Origin of the sequence: Vreelandella sulfidaeris, assembly GCF_042429665.1 — a bacterium.
Taxonomy (GTDB): domain Bacteria; phylum Pseudomonadota; class Gammaproteobacteria; order Pseudomonadales; family Halomonadaceae; genus Vreelandella.
The window spans coordinates 649,443-665,447 of sequence record NZ_JBHMAC010000010.1; the positions used below are offsets into that span (position 1 = coordinate 649,443).

General features: G+C 56.8%; 14 protein-coding genes. 6 read left to right on the forward strand and 8 right to left on the reverse strand.

All coding sequences use genetic code 11. The annotated features are described in order from the left end of the window. Window positions 1-43 precede the first annotated feature (43 nt). Window positions 44-1,147, forward strand: coding sequence for a GTP cyclohydrolase II RibA (ribA, locus tag ACFFLD_RS07920; RefSeq protein ID WP_386038901.1), 1,104 nt, complete (start codon window positions 44-46; stop codon window positions 1,145-1,147). A 6-nt stretch (window positions 1,148-1,153) separates the two neighbouring features. On the opposite strand, the gene ACFFLD_RS07925 is transcribed toward ribA, so the two are convergent. The 4 genes from ACFFLD_RS07925 to ACFFLD_RS07940 are packed head-to-tail and all read right to left on the reverse strand — an operon-like array spanning window position 1,154 to window position 6,276. Continuing rightward, window positions 1,154-1,945, reverse strand: a complete 792-nt coding sequence (locus tag ACFFLD_RS07925) for a creatininase family protein (protein WP_386038903.1) — start codon at window positions 1,943-1,945, stop codon at window positions 1,154-1,156. Window positions 1,946-1,986: 41 nt separating this feature from the next. Next, window positions 1,987-2,766, reverse strand: a complete 780-nt coding sequence (locus ACFFLD_RS07930; protein ID WP_386038905.1) for an FkbM family methyltransferase — start codon at window positions 2,764-2,766, stop codon at window positions 1,987-1,989. Continuing rightward, the gene (gene mdoH / locus ACFFLD_RS07935) at window positions 2,766-4,754 is read right to left on the reverse strand and encodes a glucans biosynthesis glucosyltransferase MdoH (protein ID WP_386038907.1); all 1,989 of its coding nucleotides are present in this window, start codon (window positions 4,752-4,754) and stop codon (window positions 2,766-2,768) included. The genes ACFFLD_RS07930 and mdoH overlap by 1 nt, the downstream gene beginning before the upstream one ends. After that, window positions 4,747-6,276, reverse strand: coding sequence for a glucan biosynthesis protein (locus ACFFLD_RS07940; RefSeq protein WP_386038909.1), 1,530 nt, complete (start codon window positions 6,274-6,276; stop codon window positions 4,747-4,749). Before ACFFLD_RS07940 ends, mdoH begins: the two co-directional genes overlap by 8 nt. 209 nt (window positions 6,277-6,485) lie before the next feature. Here ACFFLD_RS07940 and ACFFLD_RS07945 point away from each other — a divergent pair, with 209 nt between their 5' ends. Together ACFFLD_RS07945 and ACFFLD_RS07950 are read left to right on the forward strand one after the other, a co-directional pair. Continuing rightward, the gene (locus tag ACFFLD_RS07945; RefSeq protein ID WP_386038911.1) at window positions 6,486-8,114 is read left to right on the forward strand and encodes an alkaline phosphatase; all 1,629 of its coding nucleotides are present in this window, start codon (window positions 6,486-6,488) and stop codon (window positions 8,112-8,114) included. Continuing rightward, a complete protein-coding gene (locus ACFFLD_RS07950; protein ID WP_386038913.1) occupies window positions 8,111-9,520 on the forward strand; it encodes a mannose-1-phosphate guanylyltransferase/mannose-6-phosphate isomerase in 1,410 nt (469 codons plus the stop codon). The genes ACFFLD_RS07945 and ACFFLD_RS07950 overlap by 4 nt, the downstream gene beginning before the upstream one ends. Window positions 9,521-9,527: 7 nt before the next feature. Here the strand turns inward: ACFFLD_RS07950 and ACFFLD_RS07955 are convergent, their stop codons facing one another. From ACFFLD_RS07955 to ACFFLD_RS07970, 4 genes are all read right to left on the reverse strand, one after another. After that, window positions 9,528-9,878 carry a DUF4870 family protein gene (locus tag ACFFLD_RS07955; RefSeq protein ID WP_386038915.1) on the reverse strand — a complete coding sequence of 117 codons (351 nt, stop codon included), beginning with the start codon at window positions 9,876-9,878 and terminating at the stop codon, window positions 9,528-9,530. A gap of 12 nt (window positions 9,879-9,890) precedes the next feature. Beyond that, window positions 9,891-10,826 (reverse strand): lysophospholipid acyltransferase family protein, encoded by a 936-nt coding sequence (locus tag ACFFLD_RS07960; RefSeq protein ID WP_386038917.1) that lies wholly within the window; start codon window positions 10,824-10,826, stop codon window positions 9,891-9,893. 2 nt (window positions 10,827-10,828) lie between these two features. Continuing rightward, window positions 10,829-11,218, reverse strand: a complete 390-nt coding sequence (locus tag ACFFLD_RS07965) for a DUF4870 family protein (protein WP_386038919.1) — start codon at window positions 11,216-11,218, stop codon at window positions 10,829-10,831. A gap of 126 nt (window positions 11,219-11,344) precedes the next feature. Beyond that, window positions 11,345-11,728, reverse strand: a complete 384-nt coding sequence (locus tag ACFFLD_RS07970; protein WP_386038920.1) for a VOC family protein — start codon at window positions 11,726-11,728, stop codon at window positions 11,345-11,347. Between the two features lie 40 nt (window positions 11,729-11,768). On the opposite strand from ACFFLD_RS07970, the gene ACFFLD_RS07975 reads away from it, so the two are divergent. From ACFFLD_RS07975 to ACFFLD_RS07985, 3 genes are all read left to right on the forward strand, one after another. Next, window positions 11,769-12,413 (forward strand): class I SAM-dependent methyltransferase, encoded by a 645-nt coding sequence (locus tag ACFFLD_RS07975; protein WP_386040408.1) that lies wholly within the window; start codon window positions 11,769-11,771, stop codon window positions 12,411-12,413. A gap of 217 nt (window positions 12,414-12,630) precedes the next feature. Further along, on the forward strand, window positions 12,631-14,004 hold the full coding sequence (locus tag ACFFLD_RS07980; protein WP_386038922.1) for an MFS transporter: 1,374 nt from the start codon (window positions 12,631-12,633) through the stop codon (window positions 14,002-14,004). Between the two features lie 126 nt (window positions 14,005-14,130). Continuing rightward, a complete protein-coding gene (locus ACFFLD_RS07985) occupies window positions 14,131-15,918 on the forward strand; it encodes an acyl-CoA dehydrogenase (RefSeq protein ID WP_386038924.1) in 1,788 nt (595 codons plus the stop codon). Window positions 15,919-16,005: the final 87 nt, after the last annotated feature.

Consider the following 16,005-nt stretch of genomic DNA (forward strand, 5'->3'; position numbering starts at 1 on the left):
CAAGCGCATAACACCCCTCACGCCAGGAAGCCAGGAGGCCTACATGTATCATGTTGAACGCGCTATTTTCGATATCCGTCGTGGATTGCCGGTAGTGATAAACGCTGGTGGACAGCGTTTGCTTGTGCAGGCGCTGGAAGGCAGCGCATCGGTCGAAACGCTGGCTCAGTTAGCGGGCGAATGGCCATCGTTGATTCTGACTCGTCACCGTCTAGCGGCGATGGGAGTGACGCTAGCCGAGGAGGCTGCCAGGTTGCCATTGTCGGCTGATGTCAGCACTCATGAGCTGCATGGATTAGCGGTGGCTCAAACCCGCGAGCCATCGATTGATAAGCTGCTTGACGAGATCATGCCGATAGGGTCGGCCGAGTTGGGCGCGGTGACGCTAATGCGTCGCGCCTTGCTGATTCCGGCGGCAATATGTGCCTTCGTAAGCAAAGAGGCATCGGCCACTATCGATGAACAGCTATCTTCCGGCAAGCTGTTGGAAGTAGCCGCCAAGGACGCTGAACAGTGCTTGGCAGGTGCCCCCGGTATGCTTAAACGGGTCAGTGAAGCGGATATTCCCCTGGAAGATGCTGCCGACAGCCGTTTTGTGTTATTTCGCGAGCCTGATGGCCTGCGTGAACACGTCGCGGTAGTGATTGGCAGGCCCGAAAAGTGGGAGGGCGCAGTGCCGCTGCGCATGCACTCAGCCTGTTTAACTGGCGATCTCTTCGGCAGCTTGCGCTGTGACTGTGGTGAACAGCTACGCAACGCGGTCGCCGATATTAAGGCCATGGGCGGCGGCGTACTGCTGTATTTGGCCCAGGAAGGGCGCGGTATCGGGCTGGCGAACAAGCTACGTGCCTACACCCTGCAAGACGGTGGCCTGGACACCGTCGATGCTGATCAGGTACTGGGCTTTGGAGATGATGAACGCCAGTACGCCGTCGCGGTAGATATGCTTAATGCGCTCAAGATCAGCCAGGTGCAGCTACTCACCAACAACCCGCTCAAGATAGAGGCGCTACGCTCGGGGGGAATCGACGTTGTCTCGCGTCAGGCGCTTTACGGCAGCGTCACCGACCACAATCAGCGCTACCTGAACGCCAAGGCCACCCGTGGTGGGCATCTGCTGGAAGATGTGCTGAGCAATCAGCGCTGATCAATATCACTCACGCGCCGGTGTCTTATTAGCCAACGGCGGTAGAAGGGCGGTTTCCGCCACTACCGTCGCCAATAGACCGGCGTAATGGCGCACCAGGCGCTCGCCTAATGCGGCGCTAGCTTGGCGAGCATCGCCAGCGACGCCTTGGGGACTTAAGTCTTCGGCCAGCCAGGCAAACGCTGCGGCGCCTTCTGCGCTGACGAGCGCATCATCGATGGGGGCGGCGTTGGGCGCTGCTTGATAGTCATCAAGCTGTACCAGGGTGGGCGCTAAATAGCACATCATCGCGGTTTCCAGCAGACCGCCATGTAACCCATAGCGAAGCTCCTCAAAGGCCATGGCACCGTCTAAAGGCGGCAGCCGCGTGTAAGTGGCCTTTACCACGCGCATCCCGTGCCGACGCCTGAGAGTAAGGCCTGCCAGATCCATGACGGCCTTGTTGCCCCCATGGCTATTGAGCAGCACTAAACGACGAACCCCTGCTCGTGCCAGGCTGTCGCCGTAAGCTTCCAGCGTGCTTATCGCAAGTGTTGCCGGCAGGCTTATCGTGCCGGGAAAACTGGCGTGTTCATCGCTGGCGCCCACCGCAATGGGCGGTAGGCAAATAACGTTCAGGGAGGGCTCGAGCAGCGCTAACATGGCCGTCTGAAGGCCTTCGCCAATCGTGAGGTCGGTGGCAAGAGGCAGGTGGCTGCCGTGCTGTTCAATCGCGCCCAATACTAATATGGCCACCGGATCACGTTGGGCGACCTCTGCGAGTTGAGGCGCGGTAAGCGTTTGCCAGTGATGGATCATTGCTGATATCCCTATCAAATCTAAAGGAGCTAAAAAGCGAGTTAGGCGTTGTTCTGTAGCAGTGAGTGGTCTGATCGGCAGGCGTAAAGATCACCCGACGCTAATCCGTCGGCGCCATCGCTGAGCCATTTTATAATAGCGTGTGGGGATTGCCATTGGGTCCAACGAAAGTGACGCTGTTCGCCACTCACCACGTTATAACGATACTCGCCGAGTCGGGTTAAATGGTCAATGCAGGCGTGATTGACCTCTAGGGCACCGGCGACAAACTCCACCGATAATGCCGCCACTGGAACACTCAGCCCCGCCAGTACCTGGGCCTCAAACCCTTCAACGTCAATCTTGATAAAGCTCGGGTCGCCATACTCATCAATTAACTTATCCAGCGTGGTCACCTGAACCTGTAGGCGTTGCTCCCAGCTTACCCGGCGAAAGCCAGTATTACGTGTGCCGATCTGCTCGCGCCACTCACTCGCCAGCGTGGAAAGGGTCGGGTGGCTGGCACTGATGGCTATTTCAGCGAAACCCGCCGTGGGCCCCGCCGCCAGGGGAAGTAGCGTAATAGTCGGCTGATTGACTAAGCGTTTAAACCACTTGGCAAGTGTCGGCTGGGGTTCTAAAGCGACTACCCGAGCACCTAGGGCATGAAAGGCTGCGCTGCGATCACCTAAGTGGGCGCCGATATCAAACGCCAGCGCGCCAGGCTGAACGAATGGCCGGTAAAGACGCTGAAGCCCTCGCTGGCGTCCAGGGCGCCAATAAATAAACAGCGAACGGGCTAGCCCACCGGCACTTTTTAGCCGCTGTAGCGCTAAATGCATCAAGTGATTTCCTTGGAGGCGGCTGGGGGCGATACAAGCGTACGCCGAACAAACTGCTTAAAGGATTGGCTGTGCATCTCTCCGCTACGCTCAGCGGGGGGCGGTGAAAGCGCAAAAGGCGCATGGGTTGCTGGGTCGCATGGGTAAGGGTTGCTGTCACTCACAAGGCGAGCGTAATCCTCCAGTAGCGGCGGTTTTAGGCAACTGCTGGGGGTTTTCAGTAACCCCAGGCGACCCGTCACCACTCCCCCCCAGGTCCCGCTGCTGGAATATTTGACCAGCGGAGTGGCTATCACCAAACCAAGCCATGCAGGCGTTAACCAGCTAAACGCCGAGGGTGAAAAAGCCACCATTACACCCGCCCAGGTCAAACCACTAAGGGTCATCCAGCCGGTATGCAGCCACGTTTCACGCCAGGTTAACGAGCGTTCACCACGCGGCTGGGTTTGCCATTCAATAGAGCGGCCCAGCAGTACATTGATAATAAATAAGCTGTGCCACGCCATCATCAAAGGGGCTATCAGCGCTGCAAATACCATTTCCAGGAAGGTGCTGGCTACTAAACGTAGGCGGCCGCCAAAGGCATGAGGGGTCTGCCAACACGCCAACAGCAAGCCCAGTAGTTTAGGCGCTAGCAACATCACCAGCGTTATCGACAGCAAACCCAGTGAGAGCGGTGCCGGCAACGTTTCGCCGGGGCCGTTACCCAGTGCGTGATACGAGGCCAACACGCTGGTACAGACTAATAAGCCTAGCCATACCAATGAGGACAAGTAGGCAAATGCGCCGTAGAAAAAGTGCATGCGGCTGAGGGGATGCAAGCCGGCTCCGCTGAGCAGGCGCAGGTGTTGAAGATTACCCTGGAGCCAGCGTCGGTCACGTTTGGCAAAGTCGAGTAAGTTACTCGGCATGGTTTCAAAGCTGTTATGAGAGGCGCTGGCGTAAGGGTCGTGGCGTGCCACCGCGGTGGTGATGGTGGTATCCAGTATTACCTGCCAGCCCGCCCGTTTGAGCAGGGCCGCCTCGACAAAGTCGTGGCTGAGTATCTCGCCACCTAGCGGCGGTTGGCCGGAAAGCAACGGCAAGCCCGCGTGGTCCATAAAGGCCCGCGTACGGATAATGGCGTTATGTCCCCAATAGTTGGCAGTGTCGCCTTGCCAGAAGCTTTGTCCAGCCGCCAGCATGGGGCTATAAAGTGCTGACGCAAACTGTATAAACCGACCAAAAAGGGTTACCTGCCCGACGGGAATCGGTACCGTTTGAATGAGGCCTAAGGAGGGCTCGCGCTGCATGCGCTGAACCATACGAAGCAGGGTGGCGCCACTCATTAAACTATCAGCGTCCAGCACCACCATATAATCGTAGTCACTCCCCCAGCGGCAGCAAAAGTCGGCAATGTTGCCCGCCTTGCGCCCCTCATTGTTAGGCCGCCGCCGGTAGTGAATAGCAAGCTTGCCTGCGAAGCGGCGCTGTAACGCCGCCACATGTGCCGCTTCTAGCTCGGCCGTGTTGGCATCTTGGGTGTCGCTAAGAATAAATATCTCAAAATGCTCGCTTAGCGGACGTGCGGCTTCCCCTTGCTGATGGGAGTCGATGGCATAGCTCAGCAGCGAATCACAGGTGGCTTCAAGGCCGGCAAACGTTGGTATCGGCGGCTCGGCATAAATAGGCATGACAATGGCGGTACGACTCACCAGTTGGCGAGCGCTGGGCGCTTCTCTATCAAGCTTGCGCAGGCTGAGCGGGTCGCGGCGCAGTAGGCAAACAGTAAAGCCGCATATGGCGCCCCAAAACGCCAGTGCAATCCATGTAAAGGTGAGCGCAAACAGCACCAACATGGTGATCTGCCAGCCCAGCGAGAGACTCCCTACCACCTGGTTCAAGGCAATACAGCCGGCGATGCTGGACATTAACACGGCAATCGCTAAACAGGCTCGGCGTGTTTTCAACCACGGGATAGAGGGCGTTATAAGAGAGTGATTAGGCATCGGGATACCACACGTAATTCCAGGTTTCACTTACCGGCTCGCCGTTTAGGAGTAGTTTTAGGCGAATGTCACTGGGCTGATCGCTCTGGGGAAGACGAAAACTAGCGCGCCAACCATGGTTAGGCAGTGCGGTTACTTGAGGTAGCAGTACCTCGCCCTGTTGCGAGCTAATCGCCAGTACGATGGATTGATCCACGCCGATATCCGCTAATGCGCCGCCTTGAAAATCGACAATAAATTGGCGCTGGCCTTGCGTGGCGTCGTCCGTTTGTCCGGGTACTTTCGCGCTGCCATGGCGGGTGCGAATAGCACGCGCTAGATGATGCGCATCTGGCTGGCTGTTGAGGGTATAGGTGAGGTAGTGGAGTCGTCGGGTGTCGCCTGCCCGTAACGGGGCGTCTTCTACCCAGTACGCGACAATATTATCGTGGGTTTCATCAGGAGTGGGGATTTCGACCAGCTCTACCCGACCCGGCCCCCACTCCTCCAACGGCTGTACCCACTGGCTGGGGCGGCGGTGGTAGTTGGCTTCGGTATCCAGGTAGCGGTTAAAGTCACGCTCGCGCTGCATCAATCCAAAGCCCTGAGGCGAGTCATCCAGAAATGCCGAGGTGCGTACATGGTCGGGGTTGCTTAACGGACGCCAGATCCATTCGCGGTTGCCGGTATGCACGAGTAGACCGTCAGAATCATGAACCTGAGGGCGAAAATCATCGGGTCGCTCCCGACTGGCCTCACCGTAAGTGAACATGCTGGTCAGCGGTGCTACGCCTAGCTTGGCAATATCGTCGCGGGCAAACAGGGCCGCTTCGACTTCTACTTGGGTTTGCTCACCCGGCTGGATAATAAAGCGGTAGGCACCGCTGAGCGAAGGGGAGTCCATTAACGCCAATAGCTCAACCTGCTCGGCATCGGCATCGGGTTTATACAGCCAGAATTCGCGAAAGGCTGGAAATTCTTCTCCATCGGGCGAGGCGGTGTCGATCGCCAGCCCTCGGGTCGATAGCCCATAGGCTTGATCACGGCCCACGATGCGGAAGTAGCTGGCGCCGAGAAAAACGGCAAACTCGTCAGCATAGTCATCGTTGTTGAGGGGGTAGTGGAGGCGAAACCCGGCATGACCGCTGCCGCTTAGGTCGTGCTCTGTCAGTTTTTCAGCATTGCCTTCATAGACGTAATCGTCGGCTGAAAAAGGCAGCGGCGTCACCGTGTCGTTTTCGATAATGTTAAGCGCAATCGGGGTCTGGAAGAGAAAGCCGCTATGAAATAACTGAAGGCTAAAGGGGCTGTCGTCTTGCCAATAAGCGTGTTCGGGCGAAAACCGAATTTGCCGATAAGTATCGTAGTTAAGCTCTTTTAATACCGTCGGTAGTGTCTCTTCTGGGGGAGTATAAGCCTCTGCAGCAAGCTGTTGAGCACGTTTAATGACAGCATCGAAGTGTTTATCGTCTTCGGCAAAGGCGGTAGACGCTACCGCACAGCCGAGTACTACCATCCACCTACCAGCAAGATTGCAAAGCATGGGCGAAATCCTTTCGGGTGAAGGCCTGCAAAACGTATGGCGGTTGGCCAGGTTAAGCATGGTTTTATTTACACAAAAACTATACAGTTGACCGCCATAGTACACAGTTGTTGCGTTTTTGGCCGCCTTAATTCCTTGCTATGACGAGTGCGAGCACTGATAGGGGGCCCCACACACTGTAAGCTAAATCGGGCTTCAATGAGAATGCGATGAGTCGAATATTATTAACGATATTAGTAGTCAATTTTTTACTCGTCGCACCATTGTGGTGGCGTTTTGAAGATATCAGTGCTCATTTAATTGCCTGGGAGGCGCTGATTATCGTGCCGCTCATGATGCTACTTCCGAGCGGAAAAGCGCGCCGCTGGGTGGGCGTTGGATTCATCAGTTGGGTCATCCTGGTCATCGCCATCAACGTGGGCAGTACCGCCACTCACATGGCTTTTGCTCGACCTTTGAATGTTTATCTAGATGTGCCGTTACTAGGCTCAATTTATTACTTGCTTGTGGGTAATGTCGGCCAACTGATGGCTGTTGGCGCTATGCTGTTAGGCGCAGGCTTGCTGGTGGTTAGCGCCGTGGGATTGGTGAAACTATTGCTACCGCCGGTCTCGTATTCCATAAAGCGGCTGCCGGGTGCTTTCGCTTTACTCCTGCTCATCATGGCAACAGGTGGTGCGGCGCTGGAACTCAAAGGTGTGCGGGTAGTGGACAGTGCGCGTTTACCGATGGTGGAGGCTACCCGCTTTCAATGGCAACAAGTGACTGACACCCACGCCGCACGTTTAGCCTTTACGGCGCAGTTGAAAGCCGAGCCGTTAGCCATGCAGCCGTTACCTGGGCTCGAAGGACGCAATGTCCTGCTGACGTTTATTGAGTCCTATGGCGTTTCGGCGCTGGATGACCCACGTTATTCTGATGTGTTGCTACCTACCCTTGCTGACATGGAGCGCCGCCTCGGCGAGCAGGGCCTGCATGTGGTATCAGGTATGCTGGAATCACCCATTCGCGGTGGGCAGTCTTGGCTTGCTCATGCGACCGCCCTTAGCGGGCGCTGGATCGATAACCAGCTGTGGTATCGGTTAATGTTAGACAGTCGTCACTCCACGTTGATTGATGATTTTCGCGCCACCGGGCAGCGCACCCTGGGGGTCATGCCGGCTATTTCCATGGCGTGGCCAGAAGGTGTTGCCTATGGTTTCGATGATATCGCGGTCGCCAACAATATCGACTACGCTGGCCCTGCGCTTAACTGGGTGGCGATGCCCGATCAGTTCACGCTTGATTACACCCAGAAAAACTTGTTGGGTGACTCGCCTGTCTTTGCGCAACTGGCGCTGATCTCCAGTCACGCTCCCTGGACACCGATTCTGCCGGTCATTGAAGATTGGTCGTTAATTGGCGATGGAAGCATATTCGCGCCTTGGGAAGACGCGGGTGACCCACCCGAGGTGTTGTGGCGGGATATCGACCGTATCCGTGATCACTATGCGTTGTCGGTGGACTACGCTGTCAAAGTGACCGGACGTTGGGCAGAACGTGTTGTTGATGACCGCACGTTACTGATTGTGCTGGGCGATCATCAGCCAGCGCCGCTGATTACCGGTGATAACGCCAGCGCAGCGGTGCCCGTGCATATCATTAGTGCGGATGCATCACTCTTGGCCCCGTTCAAGGCCCATGGCTTTGTGCCTGGAACGCTGCCAGCGCTTGAGCAGGACGGGTCGGCACCTCGAATGAGCCAACTAAGGCAGTGGCTGCAGGAGGATTTCGGGCAGCCAGTCATAAACACCGCTGCTCGCTCGGACATAAGGACGACGTTAAGGACGGAACCATGATACAGCCGGTAATTTTAAGTGGGGGCAGCGGGACGCGACTATGGCCGCTTTCTCGGGAGCAAATGCCCAAACAGTTTTTACGTTTAACCTCGTCGCAAAGCCTGTTGCAACAAACGCTGGGCAGGCTTGCAGGATTAACTGACCGCGCGCCGATCGTGATGGGGCATCATCGCCACCGTTTTTTAATGGCTGAGCAGCTGCGTGAAATCGATCAGGCCGCGACGTTGGTACTTGAGCCCGAAGGGCGTAACACGGCCCCGGCCATTGCTTGTGCCGCGTTGTTGGCACGCCAGTCTGGCGATGATCCGCTACTGCTGGTATTGCCTGCTGACCATGCGATTGGCGATATTAAGGCTTTCCAGCACAGCGTGTCGCAAGCCGTGCCGTTAGCCAATGATGGCTACCTGGTTACCTTTGGCGTGGTGCCCACGCAGCCTGAAACCGGCTACGGCTATATTGCCTGCGGTTCTCCTTTAGAGGGTGGCAACCGCATTGCTGCATTTATTGAGAAACCCGATGCCATGCGGGCAGCGGCGCTGTTGGAGAGCGGTGGCTATCTTTGGAACAGCGGCATGTTTCTGCTGCGTGCTTCAACCTATCTAGACCAGTTGCAAAAGCTCCAGCCCGCCATGCTCTCAGCCTGTGACGACGCCGTTACCCAGGCCCGCGGTGACCTGGATTTTTTACGCTTGGACGAAGAGGCGTTTCGACGTTGCCCGTCGGACTCCATTGATTACGCAGTGATGGAACACTGTGATTGCGCCGCGGTGGTGCCATTAGCCGCTCAATGGAGCGATATTGGTAGCTTTGATGCACTCTGGGCTACGGGGGATGTTGATGCGGCGGGCAACGCCACGAAAGGCGATACTTGGCTGGACGACACGCAAGATTCGCTCGTACTCGCCGAACACCGGTTTGTGGCCACATTGGGAGTGCAGAACCTGATTGTAGTGGAGACCTCAGACAGTGTGTTGGTGGCCCACCGTGATCAGGCGCAGCAGGTAAAACAACTGGTCTCGGCTCTCTCACAAGCGGGGCGTAGCGAACCTTGTTCAGCTCCACAGGTTCAGCGCCCCTGGGGGAGCTTTCAATCGATGGATGGTGGTGAGCGCTATCAGGTCAAGCACATTACCGTTAAGCCAGGTGGGCGACTGTCGCTGCAGCGTCACCATCACCGCGCCGAACACTGGATAGTGGTCAGTGGCACGGCCAGGGTGACGCTTGAGGAACGCAGCTTCCTGGTCAGTGAAAACCAGTCCACCTATATCCCTATCGGCGCGCTACACCGGCTGGAAAACACCGGTAAGATCCCCTTGGAACTGATCGAAGTGCAGTCGGGAAGCTACCTGGGTGAGGACGATATCGAGCGGCTGGATGATGTCTACGCCCGTGACAGCCATGAGTGACGCCTAATTACCAAAGCCAGCTTGACGGCCTTGCCGGAGGGCGGCCTTTGCGAACGTCCGTCCAGCCAAGCACACAGCGTACGCCTAGCCACACGGCTAACAGTGGCCAGAGCAGCGTGCCAATCATGACAATACTGAGCAAAAAGGCGATGCAGGCATACAGCGTGCCGATCCAAAACGTGCGGATCAGATATCGGTAGTGCTGCTGCAACCAAGGGGCGGCCTCGTTACGGTAGACATACGCAATCACCACGCCAATAAGCAGGGTGATGTTGGCCGTCACGATCCCGGCGAGAAACAGCGCGTAAACAATCTGTGGCGGGCGTATTTCATCGCGAGGCAGGTAGTTTTGTGTCATTAGATACTCTTTTCAATAAAGCCGGAAATCTTTGGAGTTAGGCAGTTTTTGCTGCTCTTGCACCACCTTGCGATAGCGTTTGTACTCCCATTGATACTGCGCAGGCGCCAAGCCAATTGCGGCCTCTACGCTGGCATTGACGCCGGTGGCGGAGGGCACGTCATCATCGCTATAGACACGCTCATCGGCGTCCAGAAAATGAATTTCAAACCCCTTGCCGGGGATACGCAGTGCCACCCCGGTGACGACCCGCGCCTGCGTGCGGGCGACCAGTTTGGGTAATAGGGTGGCGGTGTAGGCATCGCGATCAAAGAATGGCGCAAACACGCCGCTACCCCAGTCGGGCTCCTGGTCGGGCAAGATGCCAATGGCCTCGCAGCGTTTAAGCGCTTTAAGCAGGGCCGCTACGCCACGCGGATTGGTGGGGACCAGGCTTGCCCCCATGCGCTCGCGGCCATGACGAATAATGGGATCAAGAGCCGAGATCTTGGGTGGCTCGTACATGGCCGTGAAGGGGAAATGGCTCGATAGCCAAAAATTCAGCACTTCCCAGTTGCCAAAGTGCGGCGCCAGTACAATGACGCCTCGGCCTTCCGCCCGGGCATTGTCCAGCTTGTCGCGGCCGTGCACTGCCAGAATGCTGGCCTCCACCTTATGAGGTTGCGCCATCCAGGCATGGCCAAGCTCTAGCATGGTGGCCGAAGAGTGGCGCAAACTGTGTTGGGCTAAGGCTTTGCGCTCAGCGGGACTAAGCGTCGGATAAACAACGGCCAGGTTGCGTTCGGTGACCAGGCGCTCGCGCTTGTTGAAACGGTAAATAAGCGGCCCCAGCGCTGATGCCACTCGCCACAACCGCGACAGCGGCCAGCGAGCCAACTGTCGCCAAAGCCCGTTGATCGCACTGGCTTTGGTAAAACGCCCGCTGGTGTCATTCGTTGGTAGCGTCATCGCTACACCAACCAGGTGTCTACATTGGAGGGCGCGCGCTTCTCTTGTAGGCCTTTAAACCCTTTAACGCAGCGGATGATCAGCCAGACCGCCAGTGCCAACAGCAGCGGAAAGCCGATCAGCACAAACGTCAATAGCGAAAAAAGAATGCCGTACACCAGCCCTATCCAGAACGTTCTAATCTGGTAACGGTAATGCTCGTCTAGCCACGTTGGTCCTTTACCTTTATAGACGTAGGCGATAATGACGCCAATAAGCGACGTAAAGCCGAGGAAGAAGCTAGCCAGGTAGAGCGCATAGATCACCATTGCCATCGTGGTGTCAGGCTGCAGGTGTGGTTCCTGATTGACGATATCGCCTTCGAGCGGCGCATCATTGGCGTTTTCAAGCATTCTGTTTCCTTTCTATAAACGGGTCATAAGCGTGGCACGATACAGACGTATTTCGGAGATGAGCTAGGCCTCTCACTCGTGAGGCACTTCTCAAGCGCATGATGCCCTGCGCTATTTGAGTGGGTGTTAACGCACCGCTGGGCGGCAAATTTCCAATAAGTTACCGTCGGGGTCGCGCAGGTAAATCGATTCGATGGGCCCGCTGGCACCTTGGCGATCGACAGGCCCCAACTCTACATCAATGGCCAGCGCGTCTAAGTGCTGCTTGAACTCATCCAGCGGCAGCTGGCAGCGCAAGCATAAATCCAGGCTACCGGGGGTAGGGGTAGCGGAGATAGGAGCGATATCGGTGTCCGTTTGATGCAGCCGCAGAGCCGTATCACCCAGCATTAAGTCGACCCGTTGGGCATCGCGATAGCGAACGTCCAAGCCTAATACACGGGAATAAAAATCGACGGCCCGACCCATATCGGTCACAGTTACAACAAGATGATCCAGACCTGATAGCATGCCACTTTCCTTAATACGTAACGATAAATCAGAGAATATGATGATACGTCGCTGTCCGCTATGCGAGGGGGCCACCTCTGCGCTTTACCACCGAGATCAGCGTCGCGATTACTACCAGTGTGCCACGTGCGCGTTGGTTTTTGTCCCCCCGGAGCAGCATTTGAGCGCCGCCGCGGAAAAGGCTGAATACGACAAACATCAAAACTCGCCGCATGATACGGGATACCGACGCTTTTTAGGGCGTTTATTTACCCCGTTATTGGCTAAGCTCCCTACCCATGCCTACGGGCTTGATTTTGGCTCTGGGCCTGGTCCTACGCTCTCGGTTATGTTTGCAGAGCAAGGCTATCCGATGGCCATTTACGATCCTTTTTATGCGCCTGATACATCCGTGCTCAGCCAGACGTTTGATTTTATCACCGCCACGGAAGTCGTTGAGCACCTATCTCAGCCTGGTGACGTACTTACGCAGCTGGCGGCTCTACTCGTGCCGGGGGGCTATCTTGGGCTAATGACCAAGCGAGTCACCAACGCAGAGGCGTTTGCCCGCTGGCACTATATTAGCGACCCCACCCATATCAGCTTTTTTAGTGAGACTAGCTTTCACTGGTGGGCCCGGACGAATAAGTTAAGCGTAGAATTTCCTGGATCAGACACGGTTATTCTCCATAAGCCGTTCATCTGACCGTGGTAAGCTTAGAAAAAGCATTGACTTTGCCTTTTTGAAGGCAATAATTGCGCGCCGCTATTTCTGCCTGAACCGCTCCTGCCTGACTCGCTGTGCCAGGTAAATACCGGTATATTTAAACACTGTATTGGTTGCCACGCTGGCTCGGTGTTAACCAATGCTGTCACTCCTTTTTATGCCTGTTGGTTATTCCTGTTGGTAAGGTGAGGTTTTCATGTCGCGGCAACTGCTGGCCATGGCGCTAGCGCCCCTGTTAGGGCTTTTCATTCTCGGGATCGGTAACGGTTTTCTGGCGACCTTGATTACCATACGACTCGATGCCGCCGGTGAGTCGGCCACGGTGATCGGGATTGTCTCGTCGGCTTACTTTATCGGCTTGGCACTGGGCGCGATGGTCAATGACCGCCTGCTGCTGCGCATCGGTCACATTCGCGCCTACGGTAGTTTTGCCTCGTTGGTAGCCGTTACGGTACTGCTACAGGGCCTGTTTTTCGATCCTTGGGCATGGTTTGTGCTGCGTCTGGTCGGTGGCTGGGCCACCGTCGGGGTTTACTTGGTCATCGAGAGTTGGCTGTTGACGTCAGGTGATCAAAAAGTGCGTGGCCGCTTGCTGGCGCTGTATATGATTTCGCTGTATGCCGCTGGCGTGCTGGGTCAGCTGTTGCTGGGCGTGACCGATGCCATGGGCGTGACCGCGCCCTTTATGGTCATTGGTATGTTGGCTTCGCTCTCGGTCCTGCCCATGGCCATGATTCCTCGCGTATCACCCATTATGGAACACGCCGAACCACTGCCGCCGCACCGTTTGATTACCCTGACCCCGACAGGCGTGATGGGCAGCCTGGGGTCTGGCATGGTGGTGGCCGCGGCGTATTCATTGCTGCCGCTTTATCTACAGCGAATAGGGATGAGCGTTGCTCAGGTGGGCCAGATGATGGCGGTGGTCATTCTGGGCGCCATGCTGCTGCAGTATCCGATTGGTCGTTGGTCGGATCGTCATGATCGGCAGATGGTGCTGATCGGGATTAGTGTGTTCTGTGTGCTGATCTCGGCGGCGATGCTGTGGCTGCCGCTTTCGACCCCGTTGCTGGCAGTGTTGCTCTTCTTGCTCGGTGGGGGAGTGTTTGCGCTCTATCCGGTCGCTGTCAGTCATGCCGCTGACCGTGCTCCCGCCGGCGCGCTGGTGCGCATGAGCCAGGGCCTTTTGTTGATCAATTCGATTGGCGCCACGATCAGTCCATTGATGATTTCTCCGGTCATGACGGTAATGGGCGATGCAGGCTTGTTCTGGGCCTTCGGTGCGCTCAGCCTGTTCTTTGTCCTGTTTTTCTCCTGGCGTCGACATGTGCGCCCGGCACCGCTACCCGTGGCACCCTTTACCCCGTCGACACCAATGACTGCTGCTGGTGCTGAACTGGTGGTCACCGAAGAGTTGATGCAGGGGGCCTTGGAGCACGAGCACCTTGAAGACTTGTCTGACGCGGTCTGGGATGTCGACGCGGTTGAACCAGTCGTCGGGCCGCCCGCAGAGGATGAAAGCCATATCACTTACTATGATGATGTGGAGCAAGTGTCGGTGCGTAAGTAGGCGTCAGCCCTACGAGGTGGGGTGCGGCTGATACCTTGGGCTAATGGTGTAGGCGAGGGAGTGTTACTACTATCCATGCCATGAGACACTTTCAAACAATCGTTTAATTCTAGCCCGAGGTTTGCCATGAATGTTTACGCCGCGCCGATACGCGACCTGCGCTTTGTTCTTGAAGAATTACTTGCGCATCGTTCACTCAGCCTGCCGGGCTTTGAAGAGGCCACGCCCGATGTGGTCGAGGCGGTGCTTGAAGAGGCCGCCAAGCTCGCTGGCGACGTTTGGGGGCCGCTCAATGCAAGCGGTGATCGCCAGGGGGCTAAACGCCACACCGATGGCAGCGTGACCACGCCGGAAGGCTTTGCAGCGGCGTATCAAGCGTATGTTGAGGGTGGCTGGAACGGTATCAGTGTCTCCGAGGCGCTGGGCGGCCAGAACCTGCCTGAAGTCGTTGCCAGCGCCGTGCAGGAGATGCTCCACGGCGCCAATATGGCGCTCGGCCTATGCCCGATGCTGACCGCAGGCGCCATTGAAGCGCTGGCTCATCACGGCAGTGAGGCGCTGAAAGCGACCTATTTGCCCAAGCTGGTCGAAGGCACCTGGACTGGCACCATGAACCTGACCGAACCCCAGGCCGGGTCGGACCTTTCCCAAGTGCGCACTCGCGCGGTGCCTGAAGGTGATCACTACCGCCTTAGCGGCCAGAAGATCTACATCACCTGGGGCGAACACGACGCCGCCCATAATATTATCCATCTGGTGCTTGCCCGTAAGCCCGATGCGCCGGAAGGCAACAAAGGCATTTCGCTCTTTTTGGTGCCCAAGTTCCTGGTCAATGAAGACGGCACACTAGGCGAGCGTAACGACGTGACCTGTGCTTCTATTGAGCACAAGCTGGGCATTCATGGTTCACCCACCTGCACGTTGAGCTTTGGCGAAAATGGTGGCGCGATTGGCTACTTGGTTGGCGAAGAGGGCCGGGGGCTCAATCACATGTTCACCATGATGAATGAGGCGCGCCACAAAGTGGGTATCCAGGGAATCGGCGTGGCTGAACGCGCCTGTCAGCATGCGTTTGCCTACGCGCTTGAACGCCGTCAGGGGCGTGCACCTAAAACGCGTGGTGGCGCTGAATGTTCCATCAGCGATCACCTGGATGTACGCCGCATGTTGCTTTCCATGCGTGCGCGCACCGATGCCCTGCGCGCGCTGGCGCTCTATTGTGCCGCGGAACTGGATACCGCTCGTCATGCAGAGGACGCTGGCGCTCGCCACGCCGCTCAGGCCCGCGCCGATCTACTGATTCCCGTGATTAAAAGCTTCTCCACTGATCAGGCCGTGGATATCGCCTCCATGGGGGTTCAGGTGCATGGCGGGATGGGCTATGTCGAAGAGACCGGCGCTGCCCAACTGCTCCGTGATGTACGTATTGCGCCCATTTACGAAGGCACCAATGGCATTCAGGCGCTTGATTTAGCGGGGCGTAAGCTTCAACGCGACAATGGCGAAACGCTGACCATACTGCTTCAAGACATTGCCACTACCGTTGAGCAGCTTAATGCCGACCCTGCATTAGCCGCGTTGGGCAGCGGGTTGGCCGCTGGCCTTGAGGATCTAAACGCCGCTCAAGCCACTGTGTTAGCACAGGGCAGCGACCCCGAAAACGGCGCAGATGCGGTGCAGGCCTATGCCACGCCGTTTCTCACTCTGGCGGGTCACGTACTGTGCGCCTGGCAGATGGGGCAGGCCGCGCTTAGCGCCCAGGCCGCCATCAATAACGGCAGCGATGATCCTTTCTATACTGCCAAACTACGCAGCGCAGAATTTGCCATCACTCAATGGCTGCCGGTAGGCCGTGCCCAGCGTGCGGTGATTGAAGCGGGGATGCAGTGTTTAAGCGAATTCGAGGTTCATTAACGCTGCTCTGTTTGCAAGCACCGCCGCCTTTTAGGGCGGCGGTGCTGTTTCTAAACGATCAAAACAAACATTTAAAACGAGCGCTTT